This window comes from Streptomyces sp. NPDC030991, assembly GCF_055571235.1.
In genome coordinates, this window is the sequence record NZ_JBVIFR010000021.1 from 126,313 (window position 1) to 151,547 (window position 25,235).

Sequence of the window (25,235 nt, forward strand, 5' to 3'; positions counted from 1 at the left end):
GGGGGGGGAGGGCGCTTCCCCCCCCCCCCCCCCACGGCCCTCTCTTGCGTGATGCGGCTGTTACGGCGCCAGGTTGGTGCCCAGGCGGGCGCCTGCCGGGGTGCCGAGCGAGCCGATGCCGAAGGTCTTGGTCTGGCTCGGAGCAGGACCGCCGCTGTTGCTCGGGACGTACATCAGGGTGCCGTTGCCCGCGTCCTCGCCCGCTGTGCCGATGACCAGGTCGGCGCGGCCGTAGCCGGAGAAGTCGCCGAGAGCGGTCGCCGTACCGAGGTTGTCGCTGGTCTCGGTCGCGCCGGGGACGCCCGCGGTGTCCTGCGTGAAGGCGAGGGAGCCGGTGCCGGTCAGCCCGGTCGACGTGCCCTTCAGGAGCAGCGACGTGCCCGCGTCGGCCTGGTTGGTGGTGCGGGTGACGTCCTCGTTCGGGGCGCCCGTCAGGACGTCCGCGTAGCCGTCGAGGTTGTAGTCGCCGACCGCGACCGACCAGCCCATCGCGTCGCCGGACTCCCCGCCGCCGGGCACGCCGGACGTGTCCTGGCTGATGGACTTGGCGCCCGTCGCGGTCAGGCCGGTGCCGGCCACGCCCTTGACGAAGGTGACCTGGCCGCCGGTGGCGGCCCCGGACTCGGCGACGTAGGGCTGGCCGATGGCTATGTCGTCGACACCGTCGCCGTTGATGTCGCCGGCGCCGATGGAACGGCCGCCCTTGACGGTCAGCGTGGCCGCCTTGCGCAGGCCGCCGGAGCCGCCCTTGTACCAGGTGACGCGGCCGATGCCGGTGGAGTCGCGGTAGTTGAGGGCGACGTCCGCGTAGCCGTCCCGGTCGAAGTCGCCGGACGCGGCGTCCGCGTAGGCCAGGTTCGCCTCGGTGGAGGTGATCGCCGAGTCGGTGTCCCAGCCGTCGCCGTAGCGGGCCATCCAGGTGCCGCCGAGGCCGGTGGAGGCGGCGAACACGTCGGCCGTACCGTCCGCGTTGAAGTCGCCGACGGCCACGGCCGAGCCGAACCGGGCGCCGGTCAGGTCGTAGCTCGCGTCCATGTTGATGCCGAGGCCCGTGGTGAAGCCCGGCCCGTACACGACGGTGACCGCGCCGCGGTCCTTGTGGCCCGACGTGTCGTCCTCGCCGGGCTGGCCGGCCACGATGTCGGTGTAGCCGTCGCCGTTGATGTCGCCGGTCGCGGTGGACGCGCCGAACTCGTCGCCGGTCTCGGCCGAGCCGGGCACGTCACCGGCCTGCGAGATGACCTTCTTGCCGGTGGCCGTCGGGCCGGCCGTGGTGCCAGGGACGACGGCGACCTGGCCGCCGCCCGCCCCCTTGGGCAGCCCGGTCACGAGGTCCGCGGTGGCGTCGCCGACGACGTTCTGCGAGATCAGGGCGTGCGAGATGCCCGGGGTCGCGGCGAGGGTGCGGATGCGGGACAGCTTCGGGTACAGGGTGGCGCCGGGGCAGAGCGTGGCGTTGGTGTCCTTGTGGCCGAAGACCCGGGGCAGGGTGATGGTCTTGCCCAGGGCGACCTTGTTGCCGTCGACGCCGAGGTCACCGTTGGAGGTCAGCGTGACGTTCCCCGTCGGCACGATGCCGTACTGGCCGAACTTCCAGGCGACGACCCGGGCGATCGCGTCGAGCGCCGCCTTGGTGGGCGTGGCCGACTCGAAGTTGCCGATGTAGGAGATGCCGACGGTGTCCGTGTTGAACCCGTAGTCGTGGGCGCCGTGCACCGGCAGGTCCATGCCGCCGGTACGGCCCTCGAAGATCTGGCCGCAGCGGTCGACGACGAAGTTGTAGCCGATGTCGTAGTAGCCCTTGGAGACGTGGTCCTGCTGGATCTGGCGCAGCCGCTCGGCGGACTTGGCACAGGGGACCTGGTTGTCCAGGTCGACACCGGTGTGGTGGACGACGGCGGCCTTGATCTCCGTGTCGTAGGAGGGCGTCCCGTCGTGCGCGAGGCCCGGGCCCCACACCGACTGCGGGATGATGACGGGCTTCTCGACCGTCGAGGGGAGTGGCTCGGGCGCCGTCTCCGTCGGGGCCGACGACGCCGGGGCGGAGCTCGCGGGCGCGGCCCCCGTGGGGCTCTGCGACGCCGAGGAGACCGGGGCCGACGGCTCCGGGGGCTCCTGGGAGGCGGTCGGTGAGCCGGTCGCGGCCGGGGGCGTCGTCTCCTGCGCGTACGCCGCCGGTTCGAGGGCGGCGCCCTTGCCCGTGACGGCGCCCGTGCCCGGGTCGATCAGCTTGACGTCCATGCCGGACGGCAGGTCGGACGCCTTGCCGTCGGCGTCGACCACCCGCACCTCGACGCCGTTCGATGCGGTCTCCGTCGGCACGGACGCGGTGCCGCCGCGGATGTCGGAGCCCTCGCGCTCGGCGCCGTCGGCGTCGTTGGTCTCCTTCGGCAGGGTCGTCCACGCGCCCCAGTCACCGGTCCGCGCCGACCTGGCCCGGAACTGGGCGGTGCCGTCGATCTCGTCCTTCGGGTCCTTCCACGTCACCGACACGGCACTGAACTGCTTCGTCGACTTCTGCGGCACGACCTTGCGGTCGCCCTTCGTCTGCAGACCCAGCGAGTGCACGGAAGCGGCCCGGAAGACCCGCGGGCTCCCCGCGCCCCCGTCGCCCGGGTCGGCCATCGCGTACGTAGCGGCGCCACCTCCGCCGAGTACGACGGCGCCGATCGTGATCCACGCTCTCCGCCTGAGACTCAGCGGCTTGTACGCGTGCGAAGCGCGCGCGTCCTGAGCCTTTCCGCGCGAATGTCGCGGGCTCAAATGCCCCACCCCTTGAAGAAGTTCACACACACCCCGCTGACTGCGGGTAGATGCTCTGTTCAGCGGAAGACCATCGAGGAACGCCACACGTTGCACAGATGTGTCGCACGTCACTTATTCACCAGTGCGGGCAGGGGAGGGGTGGCGGCGTACCGGGGGTCGAGGCACCTCGCGCGGAGTACCACGCACCGCCGAACGGCCCCGGAAATACGGGACGGCCGAGGTCGCCACCCCCCACAGGAGAGACCCCGGCCGCCACGCGGTACGGGTCGCGAGCGGCCCGTACCTTCTTCAGCGCCGAGGGTGCGTTTTGTGTCACACCCCACTGCGCGACCCAGTAGTTGCGTCTTGTACAAACATGGACGTGGGGGCGTTTCAGGCCGTAGCGTGCTGATTCGCGCCGGGAGCGCACACCGTCATATGGGCGCACACCGTCATACGGGGCACACGGCTTCACCACCGGGGCAGGCAGGGACAGGGAGTGCTGGGGGACGACGCGGAGCTGACCGCCGCGGTGCTTGCGGCACGGGACGGGGACGAGACCGCGTTCCGGACTGTGTACCGCGCCGTGCACCCACGGCTGCTCGGATACATACGCACGCTCGTCGGCGACCCGGACACCGAGGACGTCGCCTCCGAGGCGTGGCTCCAGATCGCCCGGGACATCCCGCGCTTCGAGGGCGACGCCGACCGGTTCCGCGGCTGGGCCGCCCGGATCGCCCGCAACCGCGCGCTGGACCACATACGCATGCGGGGGCGCCGGCCGGCCGTCGGCGGCGACGAGAGCGAACTCGCCGGCCGACCCGCGCTCTCCGACACCGCCGACGAGGCGCTGGAGTCCCTCGCCACCGGCACCGCCCTGGATCTGATCTCCCAACTCCCGCAGGACCAGGCCGAAGCCGTCGTGCTGCGCGTCGTCGTCGGACTCGACGCGAAGAGCGCCGCGCAGACCCTCGGCAAACGTCCGGGCGCCGTCCGCACCGCCGCGCACCGCGGCCTGAAGCGGCTTGCGGAGCTGCTCGGCGCGGACCCGGGATCCGCCGGTTCCCTCGACGCCGTGCCCCATCCGAGGCAGCCGCGTACCCGCACGGCGACGTCCGCCGGTGTGACGCATTCGCGTACGCGGACGCAGAAGGACATGTGATGGCCGACGAGCACGACAAGTGGCTGGACCGCGACGCGGCGGAGCGACTGTTGCGCGGGGAGCCCCTGGCGGCCGTCGCCGACGACGACATCCGGCAGGCCGGGCGACTGGCCGCCGCGTTCGACGCGCTGACCGTGGTGCCGACCGGGCCCGACGGTGAACTCCCGGGCGAGGACGCCGCGTTGAAGGCGTTCCGGGAGGCCCGGGCGGTCAATGCCGTGGAGGACTCCGTCGACCGTGTCGTGATCGCGGCGGCCCGCACGGACCGTGGTCGGCGCTGGGCGCGGCCGGTGCGGTTCGGGCTCGCCGCCGCGCTCGCCGCGTGCATGGTCGGCGGGGTCGCCGTCGCCGCCGGGACAGGGGTGCTGCCCTCGCCGTTCGGTGGCGGCGGCGATCCGGGGCCGGCCGCCTCCGTGTCGGGCGTGGCCAGCCCGGACCGCCCGCTCGTCTCGCCCTCGCCGCGGGGCAGGGAGCACGACGAGGCGCGGCCCGACGGTTCGGTGGTGCCCGACAGCTCCGGCTCACCGAGCGCGGGGAACGGCGGCGTGCGGCAGGAGCGCAAGGGGCTGCCCCGGCGGCCGGCGCCCGAGGCCACCGAGAGCGGCAAGACGTCCGCGGGAGCGCACCGGAAGATGGTCGCGGCGTGCCTCAGGTACCGGGGCGGAGAACTCGGCGCCGACGAACGGCAGCGGTTGCGCGGCTCCGCCAAGAAGTACGGCCGCACCGTGGCGGACCTCGGCCGCTTCTGCGACCGCGTCCTCGCCGGCCCCGACGGTTCCGGCGCCTTCGACGGACCCGCCGGGGCGAACGGGACCGATGGCTCCGACGTGCCCAACGGCCTGAACGGACCGGGCGGCAAGGACGGCGGCAAGGACGGCGGCAAGGACGGGGGCACGGGCGGCGGCAAGAACGGTGACGAGGACGACGACTCCGACACCTCCGACGGCCACCACGGCTTCGGCCCCGGCGATCACAACGACGTCGGCACGGGCATCCACGACGGCCCCGGCTCCGGCCCCGACCGCGGCGGTCACTACGGGGTCGTGACGGGCGGCCACGGTGGTGTTGGCGCCGGCGTCAAGGCACACACGAGCGGGGGCGCCGGCGCTGGCGCTGGCGTCGGCAGCAAGGCCGGCACGGGCGCCGGTCCCGAGGCCCGCACCGGCGCGGGCTTCCATCCCCGTCCCGCCACCGGCCCCCGCCCCGCCACCGGCCCCAGGACCGGCACCGTCCAGCACGCCCGCTGAGAGCGGGCGGCGTCGGTCCGCGCAGCGAAACCGACCTCGGCGCTCTCCCTCCCCCTCCCCCTCGCCGCCTCCCGGGCCCGATCCGCGGCAACGGCAACACCCTCCCCGCTCGCCTCGTAACCGCCTCCGCGCACCCTCTTCATCGCTGGGCTGACCTGCGCAGACACGATTCGCCAAAATAGTTGCGCGACAGGTGTGACATTTTCTGAACGGGGGACGCAGTACTGAGTAGCCGACTGGTCATCGGCCGTGCACGAGCCGGGGATTCCCCCCGTATCTTCGGCTCTGTGCCACTGGCGTGGGTGGGACACGTTCCCCCGGTCCCACCCACGCCCCCAATCCTCGGCCCCGGCCCCCGGACCTGGTGTCCGAACACGCGTACGCGGCCCCGGCGTGCGCGGCCCCGGTGGTGCGGCCTCGGTGGGTATCGACGGCACCGGCTCGGCCTCACCAGTAGATGACGACCTTGTCGCCGTTGCGCACCTGGGCGAAGAGGCTCGCGATCTTCCCCTCGTCCCGTACGTTCACGCAGCCGTGCGACGCGCCGCTGTAACCACGGGCCGCGAAATCCGACGAGTAGTGCACCGCCTGTCCGCCGCTGAAGAACATCGCGTACGGCATGGGCGCGTGGTAGATCGTCGAGACATGGTGCCGGGACTTCCAGTACACGCGGAAGACGCCCTCGCGCGTGGGGCTGTACTGCGAGCCGAACCGCACGTCGGTCGTCATCAGCCGTCTGCCGTCCACCATCCACGACACCGTCCGGCTCGTCTTGCTGATGCACAGCGCGCGCCCCGTCATACAGCGCGGGTCCGGCTTCGCCACCGGCCTGCCGCCCGCCGCGTACAGCTCGTCGCGCGTCGGCTCGTGCGTCATCCCCAGCAGCCGCTGCCAGGTGACGGAGTCGGTGGCGCCGGTACGTGGCAGGCCGCGCTTGCGCTGGAAGCCGCTGACCGCCGTGGTCGTCGGAGCGTCGTACGTGCCTGTCGGGCCGGCGTAGAGCCAGGCGATCTGACGCAGCCGCGCCTGCAACTCGCGCACCTGGCCGCCCCGGTCCCCGGGGGCGAAGAGTGTCCGCGCGGCCGGAGCCGCCGAAGCGCCCGGCGCGCCGGACGGCCTGCCGTCGCCGCGGCCCGGGGCACCCGCCGGGGCCGACGCGGACGGAGCCGACCCCGCGCCGCCCGGGCCGACCGTCTGCACCGTGCAACCGCCGACCAGGGCCAGTACCCCGCCGGCGGCGAGTGTTCTCCGTACGACAGCTGTCCGCATGACGTCCCCCGCCTGCCGCGCCGCTCTCCGTTGTCACCACAGATGCTGCCCGCACCGCGGCGGTCGCGAACAGGGGCTCCGTAACGGACTCGGTAACGGACTCCGTAACGGACTCGGTAACGGAACTCGGTAACGGATGGGAGGCAGCGGGTATAGGGCAGCGTGTAGCCCTCCACCGGCCGCGCGACCGCCACTACAGTCCGTCGCGAGAGGCGGCGACCACTCTCGAGTGGCTCACGGGCGGCGCAACCGCAGCACGGTCGCAACCACACACGATCGATCGGCAGATCGCTGGAGGCACAACCATGGCGCGCGAATCCGAGTCGGGACTGCCCATCGAGCCGGTGTACGGCCCGTCGGCCCTGGAGGGCTGGGACCCGGAGCGGAAGCTGGGGGAGCCGGGCGGTTATCCGTTCACGCGGGGTGTGTATCCGTCGATGTACACGGGCCGGCCGTGGACGATGCGCCAGTACGCGGGTTTCGGTACAGCCACCGAGTCCAACGCCCGCTACAAGCAGCTGATCGCGAACGGCACGACGGGTCTGTCGGTCGCCTTCGACCTGCCGACCCAGATGGGCCATGACTCGGACGCCCCGATCGCCTCGGGCGAGGTCGGCAAGGTCGGGGTGGCGATCGACTCGGTCGACGACATGCGGGTGCTGTTCGGCGGGATCCCGCTGGACAAGGTCTCCACGTCCATGACGATCAACGCGCCGGCCGCGCTGCTGCTGCTGATGTACCAGCTGGTGGCCGAGGAACAGGGCGTCACCGCCGACCGGTTGACCGGCACGATCCAGAACGACGTGCTCAAGGAGTACATCGCCCGGGGCACCTACATCTTCCCTCCCAAGCCGTCGCTGCGGCTGATCGCGGACATCTTCAAGTACTGCAAGGCGGAGATCCCCAGGTGGAACACCATCTCGATCTCCGGGTACCACATGGCCGAGGCGGGTGCCTCGCCCGCGCAGGAGATCGCCTTCACGCTCGCCGACGGCATCGAGTACGTGCGGACCGCGGTGGCCGCCGGGATGGATGTGGACGACTTCGCTCCCCGCCTCTCGTTCTTCTTCGTGGCCCGCACCACCCTCCTCGAAGAGGTCGCCAAGTTCCGTGCCGCGCGCCGCATCTGGGCGCGGGTGATGCGCGAGGAGTTCGGCGCCACCAACCCCAAGTCGCTGATGCTGCGCTTCCACACCCAGACCGCCGGGGTGCAGCTGACCGCACAGCAGCCCGAGGTGAATCTGGTCCGCGTCGCCGTCCAGGGCCTGGCCGCGGTCCTCGGCGGCACCCAGTCGCTGCACACCAACTCCTTCGACGAGGCCATCGCCCTGCCCACCGACAAGTCCGCCCGCCTGGCCCTGCGCACCCAGCAGGTCCTGGCCTACGAGACCGACGTGACGGCCACCGTCGACCCGTTCGCCGGGTCCTATGTCGTGGAGAGGATGACCGACGACGTGGAGAGCGCCGCCGTCGCACTCATGGACAAGGTCGAGGAGCTGGGCGGCGCCGTCATCGCGATCGAGCACGGCTTCCAGAAGGGCGAGATCGAACGCTCCGCCTACCGCATCGCCCAGGAGACCGACGCCGGTGAGCGCGTCGTGGTCGGCGTCAACCGCTACCAGCTCGACGCGGAGGAACCCTACGAGCCGCTGCGCGTCGACCCCGCCATCGAGACCCAGCAGGCCGCCCGTCTGGCCCGCCTGCGCGCCGAGCGCGACCAGTCCGCCGTCGACACCGCCCTGGCCGCCCTGAAGAAGGCCGCCGAGGGTGAGGACAACGTGCTGTACCCCATGAAGGATGCTCTGCGCGCCCGCGCCACCGTCGGCGAGGTCAGCAACGCCCTGCGCGAGGTATGGGGCACCTACGTCCCCTCCGACGCCTTCTGAACGACGAGCGGTCACGCGGTCGTGAACGACGGGCGGTCACGCGGTCGTGAACGACGGTCCCGTCGTGCGCTCAGGTGGCGTCCGGTCACCCGCTCACGCAGTCGCTGGTCACCGCTCATACCGCTTCTGACCAGCGATCTTCCGGTAAATGAAACACCCGAGCGGATCGTCGATCTGCTGTGCGACACTCCGCTCATGCTGGGTGTCATCGATCTTCCGACCTATTTCGCGGGTCTCGTCCTCATCGTCCTCCTCCCCGGGCCGAACTCGCTGTATGTGCTCTCCGTCGCCGCCCGTCGCGGCGTCCGCACCGGTTACAGAGCCGCTGCCGGTGTCTGGTGCGGCGACACCGTCCTGATGACCCTCTCCGCGGCCGGTGTCGCCTCCCTCCTCCAGGCCAACGCCATGATCTTTGGCGTCGTGAAGTACGCGGGCGCCGGCTATCTGACCTGGCTCGCGGTCGGCATGATGCGGGCCGCCTGGTCGATGTGGCGGACCCGCCGCGAACGGATCGCCGCCGCCGAGGCCGGTCTCGCCGAGGCTCCCTCGCCGCAGGAGCGGCCCTACCGCCGGGCCCTGGTGATCAGCCTCCTCAACCCCAAGGCGATCCTGTTCTTCATCGCCTTCTTCGTGCAGTTCGTCGACCGTTCCTACGCCTATCCCGCCCTCTCCTTCGTCGTGCTCGGCGCCTTCGCCCAGCTCGCGAGCGTGCTCTATCTGTCGGCCCTGATCTTCAGCGGGACCAAGCTGTCCGCGGCCTTCCGGCGCCGCAAGCGGCTGGCGGCGGGTGCGACCTCGGCTGCCGGGGTGCTGTTCCTGGGGTTCGCGGTGAAGCTGTCGCTCGCCAGCGTCTAGGCAGGTGCGCCTGGTCTTTCGGGGCTCGGACGGCCCGGGGTTCAGACGGTTCCCGGGCTCAGCGATCCTGGGGCTCAGCGATCCCCGGGCTCAGCGATCCCCGGGCTCAGCGATCCCGGGGCTCAGCGATCCCGACCTCCGTCAGGTACTCCTCCACTCCCCGTGCCGTCTCCCCGGCCCAGGCCACATATCCGTCCGGCCGCACCAGGAACACGCCCGCCCCGTACGCCTCGTACTCCGGGATGCGTGTCGTGCGTATGAACTCGCCCTCCAGTGACGACAGTTCAGCGTCCTGGGCACCTACCGACAGCAGGGTCCAGTGCGGGCCCCGGAAGGCGTCGAACAGCCGGGTCCCGCCGCGTCGTCCGTCCGGCGCCCGGTCGCCCGCGTGCAGCGCGTCCTGCGGAAGGTCGGTGCGGGTCTCCCGGGTGAGTGCCGAGTCCCGGTAGCCGATCCCCAGTTGCTGCACTTCCTCGCCGCGCCGCACCGGCCTGCCCTCCGCGCCGGCGCGGTGGATGCGGGTGCTAATGCCGAGGATGTCCGCCGCGACCGGCCGCCGCTCCTCCTCGTACGTGTCGAGGAGTCGGTCCGGGGCGCCGGACAGGACCGCGGCCAGCTTCCACGCCAGGTTGTACGCGTCCTGCACGCTCGTGTTCAGCCCCTGGCCGCCCGCGGGGGAGTGGACGTGGGCCGCGTCGCCCGCCAGGAAGATGCGGCCCACGCGGAACCGGTCGGCCAGGGCGGCCCGCGCCCGGAAGTCCGAGGCCCAGAGCACGTCGGCGATGTGCTCCTCCCCGAGCGGTGTACGGGTCGCGAGGAGCTTGGCGACTCCGGCCGGTGAGGTGTCGGGCATCGCCGTCTCGTCGGTGAACTGCGCGGCCAGCTGGAACAGGCGGCCCTCGTCCGACGGCAGCGGGCAGAACGCCACACCGCCCCCGGGCGCCTTCGGCCACACGTGCCAGTGCGTGTCCGGAAGCGGCGCGTCCCGCGTGATCCGCACATCCGCCACCAGCATCGGCTTCGCGTCGACGGTCTCACCCGTCATGCCGATGCCGAGCGCCCTGCGCACCGTGGAGCGGCCGCCGTCCGCCGCCACCAGGTACCCGGCGCGGACGGCCGAGCCGTCCTCGAAGGCCGCTGTCACCCCCTCGATGTCCTGCTCCACGCCGGTCAGGCCGGTGCCGAACCGGACCTCGCCGCCCAGCTCACGCAGTCGCGCGTAGAGCACCTCCTGCGTGCGGGCCTGCGGCACCAGCCACCCGTCCGCGAACGGCACCTGCTCCGTCGGCTCGGTGCGCGTGACCATGTCCCACTCCTGGCCCGGCTCGTCGCCCTCCCAGATCAGCATGGTCGGGTAGGAGGTGCCCGCCGCGCGGATCGCGTCCAGCACCCCGAGGTCGTGGAACACCTCCTGCGTGCGCGGCTGGAGGCCCTTGCCGCGCGAGCCCGGGAACAGGGCCTCCGCACGCTCCACCAGCATCGCCCGCACCCCTCGCCGCGCCAGGTCCGCGGCCAGCACCAGGCCGGTAGGACCCGCGCCCACGATCAGGACATCCGTCGTCGTCACCGCACCGGCAGCACTCATCGCCCTCGCCCCTTAACGTCGTTAAGCTCCGTGCTCCGAGCATCGCCTTAACGGCGTTAAGATGTCAAGCGTGGCTGAGCAGAAGAACCCGAAGGGGCAACAGAGCGGGCAGCGGGCGAGCGGGCAGAAGAAGCCCAAGCTCGACAAGGCGTACGTCGCCGACACGGCGCTCGACCTGCTGAACGACGTGGGGCTCGAGGGCCTGACGCTGCGCGCCATCGCCAAGCAGCTGAATGTGCAGGCGCCCGCCCTGTACTGGCACTTCAAGAACAAGCAGGCGCTGCTCGACGAGATGGCGACGGTGATGTTCCGCCGGATGACGGAGGGTGGCGGCGAGGTGGCCGGCGCCGAGGTGGCCGGCAGCGGGGCGACCGGCGGCGCGGTCGGTCACGAGCCGTCGGGCAGCTGGCAGGAGTGGCTGATCCACGGCAACCGGGTGCTGCGCGACACGCTGCTGCGCTACCGCGACGGGGCGAAGGTCTTCAGCGGCTCACGGTTCACGGGGACCGAGCACGGGCCCGGGATGGAGGCGAACCTGCGCTTCCTCATCGACGCCGGATTCACCCCCGACCAGGCGACCTGGGCGAGCGCGACCATGTACATGTACACGCTCGGTTTCGTCACGGAGGAGCAGGGCGTACGGCCGCTGCCCGACGAGCGGCGCCCCGGCTACGACGTGGCCGAGCGCGCCGAACTCCTCGCCGACTACCCGCTGGCCGCCGCCGCGGGCGGGCAGCTCTTCGCGGCGTACGACGAGCGGTTCGAGGAGGGGCTGCGGCTGATCGTGGCGGGGGTCGAGGCACGTTACGGGCTGCGCTGAGACGGAGTACGCCCGTGGGGTCACGCCGCGCGGCCAGGAGCGCCCGCCTCTCGACTCAACGCTCTGCGCAGCGCCGGCGTGGCCCGCTTCTCGACGAAACGGTTCAGCAGCCAGGCCAGCGTCAGCATGATGCCGATGGTCGCCACGAACGTGACGGACGACGGCAGTTCCGCCTTGCGGTGCAGCACCCCTATGACCACCCAGCCCAGATGCTCGTGGACCAGGTAGAAGGGGTACGTCAGGGCTCCGGCGACGGTGAGCCAGCGCCAGTCGACCCGGTGCAGCAGGCCCGCCGCGATCGCCGCGACCGCCGCGAAGCCCGCCGTGACGATCGCGATGATGATCAGCGGTTCACGGTAGGAGAAGTACTCCGGGTTCGGCTTGTGCCACAGCCCGGCCACCGCGTAGTGCTGCCCGATCGCCCAGCCGACCGCGACGATGCCCCAGGCGAGCACGGAGCGCCGGTCGCGGTGGACGAGGTACAGGCCGATGCCGCCGACGAAGAACGGGGCGTACTCCGGCATCAGGACCAGGTTGAGGAAGGGGTCGCCGGACGCGTCGGCGAGCGCCGCCGCCAGCGTCCATGACGCGCAGAACAGCACGACGCGGTGGCGGGTCACCCCCGGCAGGACGACGCAGAGCGCGAACAGGGCGTAGAAGCGCAGTTCGGCCCAGAGCGTCCAGCAGACGCCGAGGACCCGGTCCGCGCCGAGCGGCTGCTGGAGCATGGTGAGGTTCAGCAGGGTGTCGCTCGGTGACACGGCGGCGTAGGCGACCGGCGGCAGCGCGAAGACCAGGGTGACCAGGACGACGGCCGCCCAGTACGAGGGCATCAGGCGGGAGGCGCGGGAGGCGAAGAACGAACGCAGCGGGCGGCCCCAGCCGCTCATGCAGATCACGAAGCCGCTGATGACGAAGAAGATCTGCACGCCGAGCGGACCGTAGGCGAACCACTCGTGGAGCGTGGGGAACTGGGTCCTCGGCGAGCTGCCCCAGGCTCGGGTGACGTCGCCGTCCCGGCCGCCGTAGTGGTACGCCGCCACCATCAGGGCGGCGATCAGCCGCAGCCCGTCCAGTGCCCGCAGGCGGCCCCGGCCCTTGAGAGCGGGGCCGGCGGGACCTGCGGGCGCGGGCAGCGCGGCACCCGAGGGGAGGGCGGTCTCGGGTGACGGGGGCCGGTCCATGGCCGGTGAGGCGGTGCTCATCCCAGCGTCGCCCGCTTGATGCGCCGCGCCTGCCTGGCCATGCGCCGGACGGTCGCGTTGCGCGGGATGAAGCCGAGCTGGGGCGGGACGCCGCCGGGCAGCGCCAGCGAGGTGAGCCTGCGGCGCTTGAAGTAGCGCCAGGTGCGGGGCGTGAGGTGCTGGACGAGGTACCGCTCGGCGGCGGGGCGCAGGTTCGGGTAGATCTTGGGCTGCATCGCGAAGCCCAGCGCGGCGAGCAGGCCGGAGAGGTCGGCGTCCAGCGCCTGTATGCGTACCGCCACCTGGTCCGTCACCTCGGGAAGCAGCGCATCGACGATCGTGACGGGGACGCGGTTGCTGTTCTGGTACGGGGTGAGGCGTTCCAGGAGCAGATCCGTGCCGGTCTGTGCCACCGGCAGCCCGTACAGCGTGTGCGCGGTGAGCAGGGCGGTGGAGAAACAGCCGACGACCAGGGCCGGGCGGAGCTGCTGGAAGACCACCTCGGCGAGGACGGGGCGCTCCAGGACGGTCAGTTCGGCGCCGAGCCGCGCGGCCTCCTGCTCCAGCAGGCGTGACCAGCGTGCGGGTGCGGTGGGGTGCGGCTTGAACACGATCTTGGTGTGGCCGAGTGCGAGCGCCCCCGTCAGCATCCGGATGTGGAGTTCCTCCTCCTCCTCCGCGGTGAGGATGTCGAGCGCGGAGAGGTACTGCCCGAGGAGCAGGGCGGGCCGGTCCTCCGCGGTGAGCCGGGGGAGGGCCAACGGCTCGTCGGCGTTGGAGAGTTCGGCGAGGACCTTGGCGAACGTGTCGGCCGGTACGACCTCGGGCTCGACGCCGAACTCGGTGAGCAGGAGGGGGCGCAGGCCCGGCACCAGGTCGAGGTGGAGCAGGCGGCGCACCCGGGTGCCGACCAGCGGGTCGATCTTGAAGCGGGTCGGGCCGTAGCTCATCAGGCCGTCGGCGTAGACGTCGACGGGGGCGCCGGAGAACACCTGGCACAGGGCGAGGGAGGGGTTGACCTGGATGGACTCGACGGCCAGCTCCACCCGGTCGTCGCCCAGGTCCCACAGCAGCCGCAGGTAGCGCTCGAACAGGACGGTGTCGTTCTGGCGGGGCGACCAGCCGCCCGGGTGGAACGGATGGATCGCCTCGTTCCACGAGAGCACGCGGTCGAAGCGGTGGCGCAGCTGGTCGAAGCCGTCCATCTCGTCGAGGGGCGGGGTGAGTTCGGGCGTCGCGCCGTTGTTGATCACGAGCAGGATGCGCCGGTCGGCCGGGGCGAACCGGTCGGCGTCCAGGGCGGCGGCGAGCGTGGCGGCTCCGTAGAGGGTGGAGGCGCAGAAGATCTGGGTCGTCCGGGCCATCAGGCCGCCACCTCCACCGGGGCGGGGCGGCGGCGCAGCCGTCGCAGCCGGGACGCGCGCTCGTGGTCCATGGTGTCGAGGACTTCGTTGAGCAGATCCTGGGGCATTGATTTCAGGGCGGAGGCGCTCATTGCCCGCATTTTGCGGGCGACCGGCGGCTCGAATTTATCGATGGTGTTCAAGTGGTGGGCAATGATGGCGCAATATGTCCGGATCACCTTCGGCAGGAATTTCTCCGCTTCCGGATCCTCGGACGTCTCCTTGACGACCTGATTGAAGGACGGGATGAAATCGAGCTGCCGGTCGTCACCGATCTGCGTCAGTGACGTGCTGACTCCGCGCCGGTAGAAGATGCCCAGCAGGTCGACGGCGGCGAAGGACTCGGCCTTTCGGTGCAGCCGCCAGATCCAGGGGCGGTCCTCGGCGGTACGCAGTTGCTCGGGGAAGTGCAGGAGCCCTTCGTCCGCGAGGCGGCGGTGGTAGGCGCCGGCCCAGGAGTAGGGGTAGTCGACGGGCGTCGAGCGGTCCGCGGGGAGGATCACCTCGCGCGGGGAGACGACGGTGTCGCGCGGCCCCCAGGGGACGCGGTGGATCTCCCGCCTGTTGCCCGTGCAGCGCACATGGTCGGTGCGTACGAAGTCGCAGCCCAGCTCCTCGATCCGGGACACGAGCCGCGAGAAGTACCCGGGTGCGACCCAGTCGTCCCCGTCCATGAAGGTGAGATATTCGCCGCGCGCCATGTCGATCGCCTGGTTCCGTGCCGCGGACACCCCCTTTTCCTCGCGCCGGACGTGGACGGCGCCGGGAAGAGCGAGCGCACCGCGCTCGACGATCTCCTTGGTCCGGTCCGTCGAGCAGTCGTCGACGAGGATGAATTCGAAGTCGGCACGCGCGTTGGCCCTCAGACTCCTGAGGGCTTCCGGCGCGTATTGCTGCACGTTGTAGAACGGCACGATGACGGAGAGCTTGACCACGTCCGTGACGTTAGGCGGCGGCCCGGCATTCGTCTTGACCGGGAACTTGATGCCAGGTGAACGACGTGTGACGGGACCGTGAACCAGCCCCTCCGGATGGCTTTTCCCGGGCCGATTCGCCATGCGTCGGTGTGCTGTTAACCGTTTGTTGCACTCGGGTTGGGCCGGGGCTCGAAATGGCTTCCTAGCTTCTTGGGTGTGCCAGTAAGTATCCCCGAGCAACAGCGAATCGCCGTGCTCGCAGACTCCGACACCCGATGGAAATGGGGCGCGCTCACCGCGGGCCGCCTCACTTCCGGCCGAGCGACGCTCGACGGGTTCCTGCTGCGGGGCCGCGCCACGCCCACGCCGCGCCAGCTCACCGAGGTGGGTGTGCGCGCCGACCGCCTGAGCGAGGTCACCGCGGTCGAGTTCCTGCGCGAGATGGAGGGCTCAGGAGGGCGCGGGCCCGGCGCGTACGACGTGGTCGTCCTCGCCCTCGTGGGCGGCGCCGTCCAGGCCGTACTGCACGGACTCGCCCACGCCTGGCGGGGATCGGCGCGGCGGCCCGTGGTCGTCACCGGCTATGTCGGCGTCGTCTACGAGAAGCTCGCCGACGGGCTGCTGCTGCGGCACGGCGCCGACGTCGTGCTCGCCAACTCCCGCTACGACGCGGAGCGTTTCCGCTCGGTGTACGAGGGGGTCGGCGCGGACGCCTCGGCCGTGACCGAGTGCGCGCTGCCCTTCCTCGGCGGTGCGCGCTACGACGAGAGCGCCGCGCACGACCCGTACACGGTGGTCTTCGCCGCCCAGCCGTCTGTGCCGGAGACCCCGGCCGACCGGCTGTACCTGCTCGACCGGCTCGTGCGGCACGCGAGGACGCACCCCGACCGCGAGGTGCTGCTCAAGCTGCGCAGCAAGCCCGGCGAACACACCACGCACATCGAGGAAGCGCCGTACCAGAAGCTCGTCCAGCGCCTCGACCCGCCGCCCAACCTCCGCCTCGTCTACGGGAACATGGGCGAGGTACTCGACCGGACGGACCTGCTGGTCACGGTCAGTTCCACGGCCGCGCTCGAATCCCTGCACCGGCGCGTGCCGACCGCCGTCCTCACCGACCTCGGGGTGCGCGAGGCGCTCGGCAACCACCACTTCACCGGCTCCGGCTGCCTCGTCTCCTGGGATCAGCTGGACGCCGGCGTGCTGCCCGAGCCGGACGCCCGCTGGCTGGCCCGGCAGGGCGTCGCCGCCGACGGGACGTACGAGAGCGCCTTCGACGGGGCCCGCGACAAGCTCGCCTCCCTGCTCGGCGGCGAACTCCCGCCCCTCGCCCCGTACTACAGCCGCACCACCGCCCCGGGCTATCTGCCGCGCATCCTCGCCCGCCACCACCTGGCGCCCGACGGCAGCCCGCTGCCCGGCGCGCCCGCCGCCGACAAGGACCCCGGCGCCGTACGGCAGATCGTCCGCCGGGCCGCCCGCGGCGCCTACCGGCACGGCGTGCAGCGCGTCGCCCCCGTCATCCGGCGGATGGGGGAGCTGTGAGCGCCCACCTGAACCGACCCCCTGAAGGAGAACCGCAGATGTCCGATCCGCAAGCGGGGACGGCGACCCCGGTCCGCCGCGTCCTCGCCGTGATCCCCGCCCGCGGCGGCTCCAAGGGCGTACCGGCCAAGAACCTCGCCCCGGTCGGCGGCGTGCCGCTGGTGGCCCGCGCCGTCCGCGAGTGCCTGGCCACGCGGCAGGTCACGGACGTCGTGGTCTCCACCGACGACGCGGCCATCGCGGCCGCCGCGCGGCAGGCAGGCGCCGAGGTCGTCACCCGGCCCGCCGCCATCGCCGGCGACAAGGCCACCTCCGAGGCGGCCGTGCTGCACGCCATGGACGCGCACGAGGCGTTGCACGGTGCGGCCGTGGACGTGGTGCTGCTCGTGCAGTGCACCAGCCCGTTCCTGGTCCGCGACGACATCGACGGGGTGGTCCGCGCGATCGTCGACGACGGCGCGGACAGCGCCCTGGCCGTCGCCGCCTTCCACGGGTTCGTGTGGCGCGACGCGGCGGACGAACCGGCGGCCGTCACCACCGGCCGGTCCGCCTCCCTCGGCGGCACCGACACCCTCGTCGGCCGGGCGCCCGCGACCGGCGGCGGCTACGGCGTCAACCACGACAAGTCGTTCCGCCCGCGCCGCCAGGACCGCCCCCAGGACCTGCTGGAGACCGGCGCCGTCTACGCGATGGAGGCCACCGGCTTCCGCCGCCACGAGCACCGCTTCTTCGGCCGCACCGAACTCGTGCGCACCGACCCCGCCCGCGTACTGGAGGTCGACGACCCGCACGACCTGGCCCGCGCCCGCGCGCTGGCCCCCCTCCTCGACCCCGACCCCGACACCGACACCGCGCGCACCCTCCCCACCCGGGAGGACATCGACGCGGTCGTCCTCGACTTCGACGGCACCCAGACCGACGACAGGGTGCTGATCGACTCCGACGGACGGGAGTTCGTCACCGTGCACCGCGGTGACGGCCTCGGCATCGCGGCCCTCCGCCGGAGCGGCCTGCGCCTGCTGATCCTGTCCACGGAACAGAACCCGGTGGTCGCCGCCCGGGCCCGGAAGCTCAAGATCCCGGTCCTGCACGGCATCGACCGCAAGGACCTCGCACTGAAGCAGTGGTGCGAGGAGCAGGGCATCGCGCCCGAGCGCGTGCTCTACGTCGGAAACGACGTCAACGACCTCCCGAGCTTCGCCGTCGCCGGCTGGCCGGTGGCGGTCGCGAGCGCCCACGACGTCGTGCGCGGCGCCGCACGCGCGGTCACCACCGTGCCCGGTGGCGACGGCGCTGTCCGGGAGATCGCCGGCTGGATCCTCGGCCCCTCTCTCGACTCCCTCGAAACCAAGTAAGGAACGCACCCCACATGTCTTCTTCCCCCACCTTCGACTCCCGCCTGCGCACCTTCGGTTCGCGCACCGCAGGACCCGGTCAGCCCGTCTACATCACCGGCGAGATCGGCATCAACCACAACGGTGACCTGGAGAACGCGTTCAAGCTGATCGACGTCGCCGCCGAGGCCGGCTGCGACGCCGTCAAGTTCCAGAAGCGCACCCCGGAGATCTGCACCCCGCGCGACCAGTGGGACATCGAGCGGGACACCCCCTGGGGCCGGATGACGTACATCGACTACCGCCACCGCGTCGAGTTCGGCGAGGACGAGTACCTCCGGATCGACGAGCACTGCAAGAAGCGCGGCATCGACTGGTTCGCCTCCCCGTGGGACACCGAGGCCGTCGCCTTCCTGGAGAAGTTCGACGTCCCCGCCCACAAGGTCGCCTCCGCCTCCCTCACCGACGACGAGCTGCTCCGCTCGCTGCGCGCCACCGGCCGCACCGTCATCCTCTCCACCGGCATGTCGACGCCGAAGCAGATCCGCCACGCCGTCGAGGTCCTCGGCAGCGACAACATCCTGATGTGCCACGCCACGTCGACGTACCCGGCGCAGGCCGAGGAGCTCAACCTCCGCGTCATCAACACCCTCCAGGCCGAGTACCCGAACGTCCCGATCGGCTACTCCGGCCACGAGACGGGCCTGCAGACGACGCTGGCCGCCGTCGCCCTCGGTGCCGCGTTCGTCGAGCGCCACATCACCCTCGACCGCGCCATGTGGGGCTCCGACCAGGCCGCCTCCGTCGAGCCGCAGGGCCTCACGCGCCTCGTCCGCGACATCCGCACCATCGAGGCGTCCCTCGGTGACGGCGTCAAGAAGGTCTACGAGTCCGAGCTCGGCCCGATGAAGAAGCTGCGCCGCGTCGCGGGCGTCGTCGCCGAGTCGGAGATCGCCGTCGCCGCCGGTGAGCCGGTCGGCGTCTGAGCCTCAACCCCTGGGCGGTCCGGCGTGGTTGGCCACGCCGGACCGCCTCGGCGTCCCCGGGGAGGGCCGCATGTCCAGCAGTACCCTGTGCTTCGTCGAGAGCCCGGTGCAGCTCCTCAACGTCCTGGAGTGGGCCCACCGCGCGCAGGTCACCGCGACCGTGGTCGTGCTCTCACCCACCGACCCGATGACCCGCGGCCAGCTGCGCCGCGTCGCCGAACTCGCCCGCGCGGAAGGTCATTCGGTGCGCTGGGAGGAAGCACGCGGCGGCGCGAGCGCCCCGTTCCAGACCATCGGCGGCCTCACGGGGGCGCTGCGCGGAGCCGACCGCGTGGTGATCGGCGACCCGTTCTCCCGCTACGTACAACTGCTGCTGATGATCACCCGGGCCCGCGATCTCGTCGTCGTCGACGACGGCACGGCCACCATGGAGTTCATCTCCCAACTCGCCCGCGGGGAGCGGCTGGTGCGCTGGCACCGGCGCGGCGGCCGCCCAGGCCCGCGCGACCTGGCCTTCGCCCCCGTCTCCTCCTCGGCCCGCCGCCGCCTCACCCCGAGGCCCGGCCGCACCGTCTCCGTGTTCACCTCCATGCCGGTCGACGAGGTGCCCGACGGCGTCACGGTGACCGCCAACGAGTACGCCTGGACCCGCGCCCGCTTCGGCCCGCCCCGGCTGACCCGCGGCGCCGACCTGGTCGGGACCTCCCTGGTGGAGACGGGAGTCGTCGACCTCGACCGCTACCTGGAAGCGGTCCGCGAACTCGCCGCCGCGCACGGCGCCACCCGCTACTTCGCCCACCGCAGGGAAGCCTCCGACAAGCTCCACCGCCTCGCCGTCGAGACCGGCCTCGAAGTCGTCCGGCCCGACCTCCCGCTCGAACTCATCGCCCGCCGCGGCCCCATCGGCCGGACGATCCTCAGCTTCCCCTCGACGGTCGTGCACACCCTGCCCATCGCCCTGGAGGGCACGGGCGTGAAGGTCGCCGTCTGCGAGATCGACCCGTCCTGGCTCAGCGAGGGCGTCTCCGACCACGCGCAGGGGTTCCTGGCGGGGATCGCGGGATCGGCGCGGGGAGTCCGGCCGGTGTGACCCGCACCCACCTTGACCGCACCCGCCTTCACCGCACCGGCTGCGACCGCGCCCGCCTACCGCAACCGGTGCGCCAGCTCGGCGAGTTCACGCATCACGTCCAGCATGTCGCGAGGCGCGGAGCCGTCCAGATGCCGGTACTCGGAGCCCACGGTGATCAGCAGCCGCTCCGGCAGCCCCAGATCCAGATGGTCCAGCCCGTCGATGATCCGGCGGGCGGCCTCGTCGGCCGGGACGCCGGCCGCGTGCAGCGCGTGGGCCCGCTCGCGGACGTGCTCCAGGTACGCGATGTGCGCCTCGATGCCCGAGCGGTCCAGGAGCGGACCGTGCCCCGGCACGAACGTCTCGGCGCCGGTGTCCAGGAACCGCCGGCACGACGCGATCAGGTTCTCCAGCGGCCCGGCCCAGTGCACCGGATGGTCACCGGGCTGCTCCGGCGACGTACCGAACACGACATCGCCCGTGAACACCACCTTCTGGTGCGGCAGATGCACGAACAGGTCACCTCCCGTGTGCCCCGGCGGCAGCGCGCCCAGGCACACCGGCCAGTCACCCACGGTCAGTTCGAGCTCGCCGGTGAACGCCGTGTCCAGGGTGACGGGAGCGGTCCCCGACCAGTCGAACGGGCCGAAGTGCTCGCGCAGGTACGCCCCCCAGGTCGTCCCGGGGTCCACCCCCTGGACGAGCGCGTGCTGTTGCGGCGGCGACGGTTCGATGTGGGCGTGCTCCCGGGCGCCCCGGGTGGCGATGATCTCGGCGCCCGGTACCACCCCCGCACCCCAGAAGTGATCGCCGTTGGCATGCGTCACGACGACCCGGGCGACATCCGAACCGGCCGGCAGCAGCGCCCGGCTCCGCGCCAGGAACTCCTCGGCGAGACGGCGGTCGTACGGGGTGTCGATCCACAGGGCGCCCCCGGGCGCGACGAGCAGCCCGCAGTTGGCGAGACCCCAGCCCCGCCGCGGCGGCAGCCACGCGTACAGGTCCTGGCCGATCTCGCTGAGCTTCCCGGCGTCGAACGTCATGAACAGTGATTATGCCGTCGGCCGATATCCGTTCGACGCGCGGTACCGACCCGGCCTACGCTCCCGGGGTGAACAGCCCCGAGTCCGACAGACTCCGGCCACCGGCAGCCGTCCGGTGGCCTTCTCCCGCGCCGCGTCGAGGCACCCCTCCCGGGCCCCGCCTCCGCTGACGCCTGCCATCGCCGGACTGCCGTACCGAGACCCCTCTCCTCCTCGTACGGTCACGGAGTCCGCTGTGCCCCTCCCGCTCTACCTGCTCGCCCTTGCCGTGTTCGCCCAAGGGACCTCCGAGTTCATGCTCGCCGGGCTCGTCCCGGACATCGCCCACGACCTGGGCGTCTCCGTCCCCGCCGCCGGTTCCCTCACCTCCGCCTTCGCCGTCGGCATGATCGTCGGAGCGCCCCTGGCGGCGGTGTTCGCGGTGCGCCGGGCGCCCCGCCCCGCCCTCTTCGGCTGCCTGACCCTGTTCCTGGCGGCGCACGTCGTCGGCGCCGTCACCACCAGCTACACCGTCCTGCTCGCCACCCGCGTCACCGCCGCCCTCGCCACCGCCGGATTCCTCACCGTCGCCCTGGCCACCGCCGCCTCGCTCGTCGCCCCCGACGCCAAGGGCCGCGCCGTCTCGGTCCTGCTCGGCGGCACCACGCTGGCCTGCGTCGCGGGCGTCCCCGGCGGCGCCCTGCTCGGGCAGTTCCTCGGCTGGCGCGCCGCGTTCTGGGCCGTGGCGCTGGTCTGCGTACCCGCGCTCGTGGCGGTGGCGCGCTCGCTCCCCGCGGAGCCGGCGCGGACCGCACGCGGTGACGTACGTGCCGAGCTGCGGGCCCTGCGCGGCCCGCGCCCGCTCACCGTGCTGCTGCTCGGCGCCCTGGTGAACGCCGCGACCTTCTGCACCTTCACCTACTTCGCGCCGCTCGCCACCGAGGTGACCGGCCTCGGCGCGGACCGGGTACCCGCGCTGCTCGCGCTGTTCGGGCTCGGCTCGTTCGCCGGGGTGAGCGCGGCGGGCCGGCTCGCCGACGCGCGCCCGGTGCCGGTGCTCGTGGGCGGCGGGGCGGCGCTGCTCGCGGGCTGGCTGCTGTTCGCCCTGGCCGCGGGGGACGCCCCGGCGACCCTGGCGCTCGCCTTCGTCCAGGGCGCCCTGTCCTTCGCGGTCGGCTCCACGCTCATCGCGCAGGCCCTGTACGCGGCGCCCGGCGCCCCCACGCTCGCGGGCGGCGCCGCCACCGCGGCCCTCAACGCCGGTGCGGCCCTCGGCCCGTGGGCGGGCGGCCTGGCGAGCGGCGGCGGCCTGGGCCACCGGGCCGTGCCGCTGGTGAGCGCGGCCCTCGTCGGGGCCGCGCTCATGGTCGCGGTCGTGGTCGCGGTCATGAGCGCGGTGCCGCGGCGGAAAGAGCCGGCCGAGCGCGGGTAGAAACAGAGGTCATACCCGGTCCGTACGATCCACATGCGCGGCGCCGCCGTATTTCTTACCCCAATCTGGCTGAAGTTTTGTTGATCGAGGGTCAGTTGGTGGCTGCGTCGCTTTACCCTTCACAGGGTGAACCAGTTGAAGCCCCGAGAGCCCGAGGCCGACCAGCCGGGGGAAGCCGTCCCCGGCGGCACGCTCCCCGGCGCCCTGCCCGATGCCCTCCGTGCCGAGCTCGTCGACTTCCGGCGCGACCTGCACATGCACCCCGAGCTGGGCAACCAGGAGTTCCGGACCACCGCCGCGCTCAAGGCCCGGCTGGAGAAGGCGGGGCTCGCGCCGCGCGTGCTCGGCACCGGCACCGGCCTCATCTGTGACATCGGCACCGGTACCGAGACGGGGGAGTGGGAAGGGGGCCGCGGCATGCTGGCGCTGCGCGCCGACATCGACGCGCTGCCGATCCCGGACACCAAGACCACCTGCGCGTACCGGTCCACCGTCCCGGACCGCGCGCACGCCTGCGGCCACGACGTGCACACCACGGTGGTGCTCGGAGCGGGCCTGGTCCTCGCCGACCTGGACCGGCTCGGCCTCCTCCCGCAGCCCGTGCGGCTGATCTTCCAGCCCGCCGAGGAAGTGCTGCCCGGCGGCGCGGCCGACGCGATCGACGACGGCGCCCTCGAAGGCGTACGCAAGATCATCGCCGTGCACTGCGACCCGAAGGTCGACGCCGGGCGGATCGGCCTGCGGCACGGCGCCATCACCTCCGCCTGCGACCGGCTGGACGTCACGCTCGACGGGCCCGGCGGCCACACGGCCCGCCCGCATCTGACCACCGACCTCGTCACGGCCGTCGCCAAGGTCGCCACCGAGGTCCCGGCGCTGGTCGCCCGCCGTGTCGACGCCCGCTCCGGGCTCGTCCTCACCTGGGGCCGCATCGAGTCGGGCCACGTCTGCAATGTGATCCCGCAGCACGCCGAGCTCTCCGGCACCGTCCGCTGCCTGGACCTCGACGCCTGGCGCGAGGCGCCGGACGTGGTGCACGCGGCGGTCCAGGAGATCGCCGACCTGTACCGGGCCAAGCCGGTGGTGAACTACGTGCGCGGAGTCCCGCCCGTCGTCAACGACCCGGCCGTGACCGACCTGTTGCGGGACGCGATGGCCGCCCGGCGCGGCGCCGACTCGGTGGAGGGCACCCTGCAGAGCCTCGGCGGCGAGGACTTCTCCTGGTACCTGGAGCACGTACCCGGCGCGATGGCCCGCCTCGGCGTGAAGGCACCCCAGGACCGCACCTCCCGCGATCTGCACCAGGGCGACTTCGACGCGGACGAGTCGGCGATCACGGTGGGGGTGGAGCTCTTCACGGCGGCGGTGCTGCTGGACGCGGCCGCTCCGGTCCCCGGCGACGGCTGACCCCCGCGAGAAGCGGTCCCGCGCCCCCTGTCGGCCCCTTCGTCACCCCCTTCACCGGGACGTGACCCACCCCCGGCACGAATAGGTAACGGCGGGCCGAACCGCCTTCCCCGCCCCTTCTACGCGCGTTACGCTCCGCCGAACTCAGCGCCTCGCGCGGCGTGTTGACGAAGGAGCACTCCATCATGCGTCGATCTCGTACGTCTCGCCTCACGCACATGGCCGTGGCCGTCACCGGCCTCGCCCTCACCGCCACCGCCTGCGGCGGCACCAGCGCCGACAAGGCGGGCGACGAGGCGAAGGAGAAGAACCTCGGGCTCGCCATCTCCTACGACGTCGGCGGCCGCGGTGACCAGTCCTTCAACGACGCCGCGTACTCGGGCATGGTCCAGGCGGACAAGGAGTTCGGCTACAAGAGCGACGACCAGGAGCCCAGCGACGGCGAGAGCGACGCCGACAAGATCGCGCGGCTCAGCTCCCTGGCCAAGTCGGGGTACAACCCGGTCGTCGGGGTCGGCTTCGCCTACGCGCCGGCCGTGAAGGCCGCCGCCGCGAAGTACCCGAAGACCACCTTCGGCATCATCGACGACTCCACCATCAGCGCGAAGAACGTCGCGGACCTCGTCTTCAGCGAGGAGCAGGCCTCCTATCTGGCCGGTGTGGCGGCCGCCAAGGCGACCAAGACGGACACGGTGGGCTTCGTGGGCGGTGTGGACGTGCCGCTCATCCACAAGTTCGAGGCCGGTTACGTCCAGGGTGTCAAGGACACCAACAGCAAGGCCAAGGTGGTCACGCAGTACCTGACCGAGACCGCCGACGAGGGCGGGTTCTCCAGCCCCGACAAGGGCAAGACGGCCGCCGAGGCGCAGATCGAGAAGGGCGCCGACGTGGTCTACCACGCGGCCGGTCTCTCCGGTCAGGGCGTCATCCAGGCGGCCGCCGCGAAGAAGGTCTGGGCGATCGGTGTCGACTCCGACCAGTACAACCAGAAGCCGCTGGCCAAGTTCAAGACCTCCATCCTGACCTCCGCCACCAAGGACGTCGGCCGCGCCGTCTACGAGCTGGCGAAGTCGGTGCACGACAAGAAGCCGCTGTCCGGCGTGACCCGCTTCGACCTGAAGGCGGGCGGTGTCGGCATCACCGAGACCAACCCGGAGTACAAGAAGATCACCGGTCTCGCGGACGCCGTGGCGAAGGCGAAGCAGGACATCATCGACGGCAAGGTGAAGGTGGCCGCGAAGCCGTAGCCCGCATCCGGCACGGTACCCTTCGCAGCACCGGGCGTGGGGGGGGGGGGGGGGGGGGGGGGGGGGGGGGGGGGGGGGGGGGGGGGGGGGGGGGGGGGGGTGGGTGTGGGGGTGTGGGGA

At 72.1% G+C, this 25,235-nt stretch carries 19 protein-coding genes; 12 read left to right on the plus strand and 7 right to left on the minus strand.

Annotated elements, in window-relative coordinates; translation table 11 throughout:
* Positions 1–60 precede the first annotated feature (60 nt).
* Positions 61–2,763 (minus strand): N-acetylmuramoyl-L-alanine amidase, encoded by a 2,703-nt coding sequence (locus ACZ45E_RS31555; protein WP_468227248.1) that lies wholly within the window; start codon positions 2,761–2,763, stop codon positions 61–63.
* Between the two features lie 481 nt (positions 2,764–3,244).
* Between ACZ45E_RS31555 and ACZ45E_RS31560 the strand changes: the two genes are divergently transcribed.
* Entirely contained in the window at positions 3,245–3,907 is a 663-nt protein-coding gene (locus ACZ45E_RS31560) for an RNA polymerase sigma factor (protein ID WP_468227251.1), read from the plus strand.
* A complete protein-coding gene (locus tag ACZ45E_RS31565; RefSeq protein WP_468227254.1) occupies positions 3,907–5,154 on the plus strand; it encodes a hypothetical protein in 1,248 nt (415 codons plus the stop codon). Before ACZ45E_RS31560 ends, ACZ45E_RS31565 begins: the two co-directional genes overlap by 1 nt.
* A gap of 447 nt (positions 5,155–5,601) precedes the next feature.
* Here the strand turns inward: ACZ45E_RS31565 and ACZ45E_RS31570 are convergent, their stop codons facing one another.
* The gene (locus tag ACZ45E_RS31570) at positions 5,602–6,423 is read right to left on the minus strand and encodes a L,D-transpeptidase family protein (RefSeq protein WP_468227257.1); all 822 of its coding nucleotides are present in this window, start codon (positions 6,421–6,423) and stop codon (positions 5,602–5,604) included.
* Positions 6,424–6,728: 305 nt separating this feature from the next.
* Between ACZ45E_RS31570 and ACZ45E_RS31575 the strand changes: the two genes are divergently transcribed.
* A complete protein-coding gene (locus tag ACZ45E_RS31575; RefSeq protein WP_468227259.1) occupies positions 6,729–8,309 on the plus strand; it encodes an acyl-CoA mutase large subunit family protein in 1,581 nt (526 codons plus the stop codon).
* Between the two features lie 195 nt (positions 8,310–8,504).
* Positions 8,505–9,164 carry a leucine efflux protein LeuE gene (gene leuE, locus ACZ45E_RS31580; protein ID WP_468227262.1) on the plus strand — a complete coding sequence of 220 codons (660 nt, stop codon included), beginning with the start codon at positions 8,505–8,507 and terminating at the stop codon, positions 9,162–9,164.
* A 106-nt stretch (positions 9,165–9,270) separates the two neighbouring features.
* On the opposite strand, the gene ACZ45E_RS31585 is transcribed toward leuE, so the two are convergent.
* A complete protein-coding gene (locus ACZ45E_RS31585; RefSeq protein WP_468227264.1) occupies positions 9,271–10,749 on the minus strand; it encodes an FAD-dependent monooxygenase in 1,479 nt (492 codons plus the stop codon).
* A 70-nt stretch (positions 10,750–10,819) separates the two neighbouring features.
* Between ACZ45E_RS31585 and ACZ45E_RS31590 the strand changes: the two genes are divergently transcribed.
* The gene (locus tag ACZ45E_RS31590; RefSeq protein ID WP_468227267.1) at positions 10,820–11,569 is read left to right on the plus strand and encodes a TetR/AcrR family transcriptional regulator C-terminal domain-containing protein; all 750 of its coding nucleotides are present in this window, start codon (positions 10,820–10,822) and stop codon (positions 11,567–11,569) included.
* Positions 11,570–11,589: 20 nt separating this feature from the next.
* On the opposite strand, the gene ACZ45E_RS31595 is transcribed toward ACZ45E_RS31590, so the two are convergent.
* The 3 genes from ACZ45E_RS31595 to ACZ45E_RS31605 are packed head-to-tail and all read right to left on the minus strand — an operon-like array spanning position 11,590 to position 15,091.
* A complete protein-coding gene (locus ACZ45E_RS31595) occupies positions 11,590–12,774 on the minus strand; it encodes an acyltransferase family protein (protein WP_468227270.1) in 1,185 nt (394 codons plus the stop codon).
* Positions 12,771–14,117: a polysialyltransferase family glycosyltransferase gene (locus ACZ45E_RS31600; RefSeq protein WP_468227273.1), complete on the minus strand. Its 1,347-nt coding sequence runs from the start codon at positions 14,115–14,117 to the stop codon at positions 12,771–12,773. The genes ACZ45E_RS31595 and ACZ45E_RS31600 overlap by 4 nt, the downstream gene beginning before the upstream one ends.
* Positions 14,117–15,091 carry a glycosyltransferase family 2 protein gene (locus tag ACZ45E_RS31605; RefSeq protein WP_468227276.1) on the minus strand — a complete coding sequence of 325 codons (975 nt, stop codon included), beginning with the start codon at positions 15,089–15,091 and terminating at the stop codon, positions 14,117–14,119. Before ACZ45E_RS31605 ends, ACZ45E_RS31600 begins: the two co-directional genes overlap by 1 nt.
* Before the next feature lie 198 nt (positions 15,092–15,289).
* Here ACZ45E_RS31605 and ACZ45E_RS31610 point away from each other — a divergent pair, with 198 nt between their 5' ends.
* The 4 genes from ACZ45E_RS31610 to ACZ45E_RS31625 all read left to right on the plus strand — a co-directional run bounded on the left by ACZ45E_RS31610 (position 15,290) and on the right by ACZ45E_RS31625 (position 20,025).
* Complete coding sequence (locus tag ACZ45E_RS31610; protein ID WP_468227278.1) at positions 15,290–16,615, plus strand: DUF6716 putative glycosyltransferase; 1,326 nt, start codon at positions 15,290–15,292, stop codon at positions 16,613–16,615.
* 38 nt (positions 16,616–16,653) lie between these two features.
* On the plus strand, positions 16,654–17,970 hold the full coding sequence (locus ACZ45E_RS31615) for a cytidylyltransferase domain-containing protein (RefSeq protein ID WP_468227281.1): 1,317 nt from the start codon (positions 16,654–16,656) through the stop codon (positions 17,968–17,970).
* A gap of 14 nt (positions 17,971–17,984) precedes the next feature.
* Positions 17,985–18,935 (plus strand): N-acetylneuraminate synthase family protein, encoded by a 951-nt coding sequence (locus ACZ45E_RS31620; protein WP_468227283.1) that lies wholly within the window; start codon positions 17,985–17,987, stop codon positions 18,933–18,935.
* A 70-nt stretch (positions 18,936–19,005) separates the two neighbouring features.
* Positions 19,006–20,025 (plus strand): hypothetical protein, encoded by a 1,020-nt coding sequence (locus ACZ45E_RS31625; protein WP_468227286.1) that lies wholly within the window; start codon positions 19,006–19,008, stop codon positions 20,023–20,025.
* A 56-nt stretch (positions 20,026–20,081) separates the two neighbouring features.
* Here the strand turns inward: ACZ45E_RS31625 and ACZ45E_RS31630 are convergent, their stop codons facing one another.
* Positions 20,082–21,050 (minus strand): MBL fold metallo-hydrolase, encoded by a 969-nt coding sequence (locus tag ACZ45E_RS31630; RefSeq protein WP_468227288.1) that lies wholly within the window; start codon positions 21,048–21,050, stop codon positions 20,082–20,084.
* Positions 21,051–21,285: 235 nt separating this feature from the next.
* Here ACZ45E_RS31630 and ACZ45E_RS31635 point away from each other — a divergent pair, with 235 nt between their 5' ends.
* From ACZ45E_RS31635 to ACZ45E_RS31645, 3 genes are all read left to right on the plus strand, one after another.
* Positions 21,286–22,461: a Cmx/CmrA family chloramphenicol efflux MFS transporter gene (locus ACZ45E_RS31635; RefSeq protein ID WP_468227290.1), complete on the plus strand. Its 1,176-nt coding sequence runs from the start codon at positions 21,286–21,288 to the stop codon at positions 22,459–22,461.
* Between the two features lie 126 nt (positions 22,462–22,587).
* Entirely contained in the window at positions 22,588–23,868 is a 1,281-nt protein-coding gene (locus ACZ45E_RS31640; RefSeq protein ID WP_468227293.1) for an amidohydrolase, read from the plus strand.
* Between the two features lie 185 nt (positions 23,869–24,053).
* A complete protein-coding gene (locus ACZ45E_RS31645; protein ID WP_468227296.1) occupies positions 24,054–25,115 on the plus strand; it encodes a BMP family lipoprotein in 1,062 nt (353 codons plus the stop codon).
* The last annotated feature ends 120 nt before the right edge of the window (positions 25,116–25,235 follow it).

What these genes read in the sequence shown, in the direction of transcription:
- ACZ45E_RS31565 (WP_468227254.1), top strand. Translation starts at nt 3,907, where the DNA reads ATGGCCGACGAGCACGACAAGTGGCTGGACCGCGACGCGGCGGAGCGA.
- ACZ45E_RS31570 (WP_468227257.1), bottom strand. Translation starts at nt 6,423, where the DNA reads ATGCGGACAGCTGTCGTACGGAGAACACTCGCCGCCGGCGGGGTACTG.
- ACZ45E_RS31575 (WP_468227259.1), top strand. Translation starts at nt 6,729, where the DNA reads ATGGCGCGCGAATCCGAGTCGGGACTGCCCATCGAGCCGGTGTACGGC.
- leuE (WP_468227262.1), top strand. Translation starts at nt 8,505, where the DNA reads ATGCTGGGTGTCATCGATCTTCCGACCTATTTCGCGGGTCTCGTCCTC.
- ACZ45E_RS31585 (WP_468227264.1), bottom strand. Translation starts at nt 10,749, where the DNA reads ATGAGTGCTGCCGGTGCGGTGACGACGACGGATGTCCTGATCGTGGGC.
- ACZ45E_RS31595 (WP_468227270.1), bottom strand. Translation starts at nt 12,774, where the DNA reads ATGAGCACCGCCTCACCGGCCATGGACCGGCCCCCGTCACCCGAGACC.
- ACZ45E_RS31600 (WP_468227273.1), bottom strand. Translation starts at nt 14,117, where the DNA reads ATGGCCCGGACGACCCAGATCTTCTGCGCCTCCACCCTCTACGGAGCC.
- ACZ45E_RS31615 (WP_468227281.1), top strand. Translation starts at nt 16,654, where the DNA reads ATGTCCGATCCGCAAGCGGGGACGGCGACCCCGGTCCGCCGCGTCCTC.
- ACZ45E_RS31620 (WP_468227283.1), top strand. Translation starts at nt 17,985, where the DNA reads ATGTCTTCTTCCCCCACCTTCGACTCCCGCCTGCGCACCTTCGGTTCG.
- ACZ45E_RS31625 (WP_468227286.1), top strand. Translation starts at nt 19,006, where the DNA reads ATGTCCAGCAGTACCCTGTGCTTCGTCGAGAGCCCGGTGCAGCTCCTC.
- ACZ45E_RS31630 (WP_468227288.1), bottom strand. Translation starts at nt 21,050, where the DNA reads ATGACGTTCGACGCCGGGAAGCTCAGCGAGATCGGCCAGGACCTGTAC.
- ACZ45E_RS31645 (WP_468227296.1), top strand. Translation starts at nt 24,054, where the DNA reads ATGCGTCGATCTCGTACGTCTCGCCTCACGCACATGGCCGTGGCCGTC.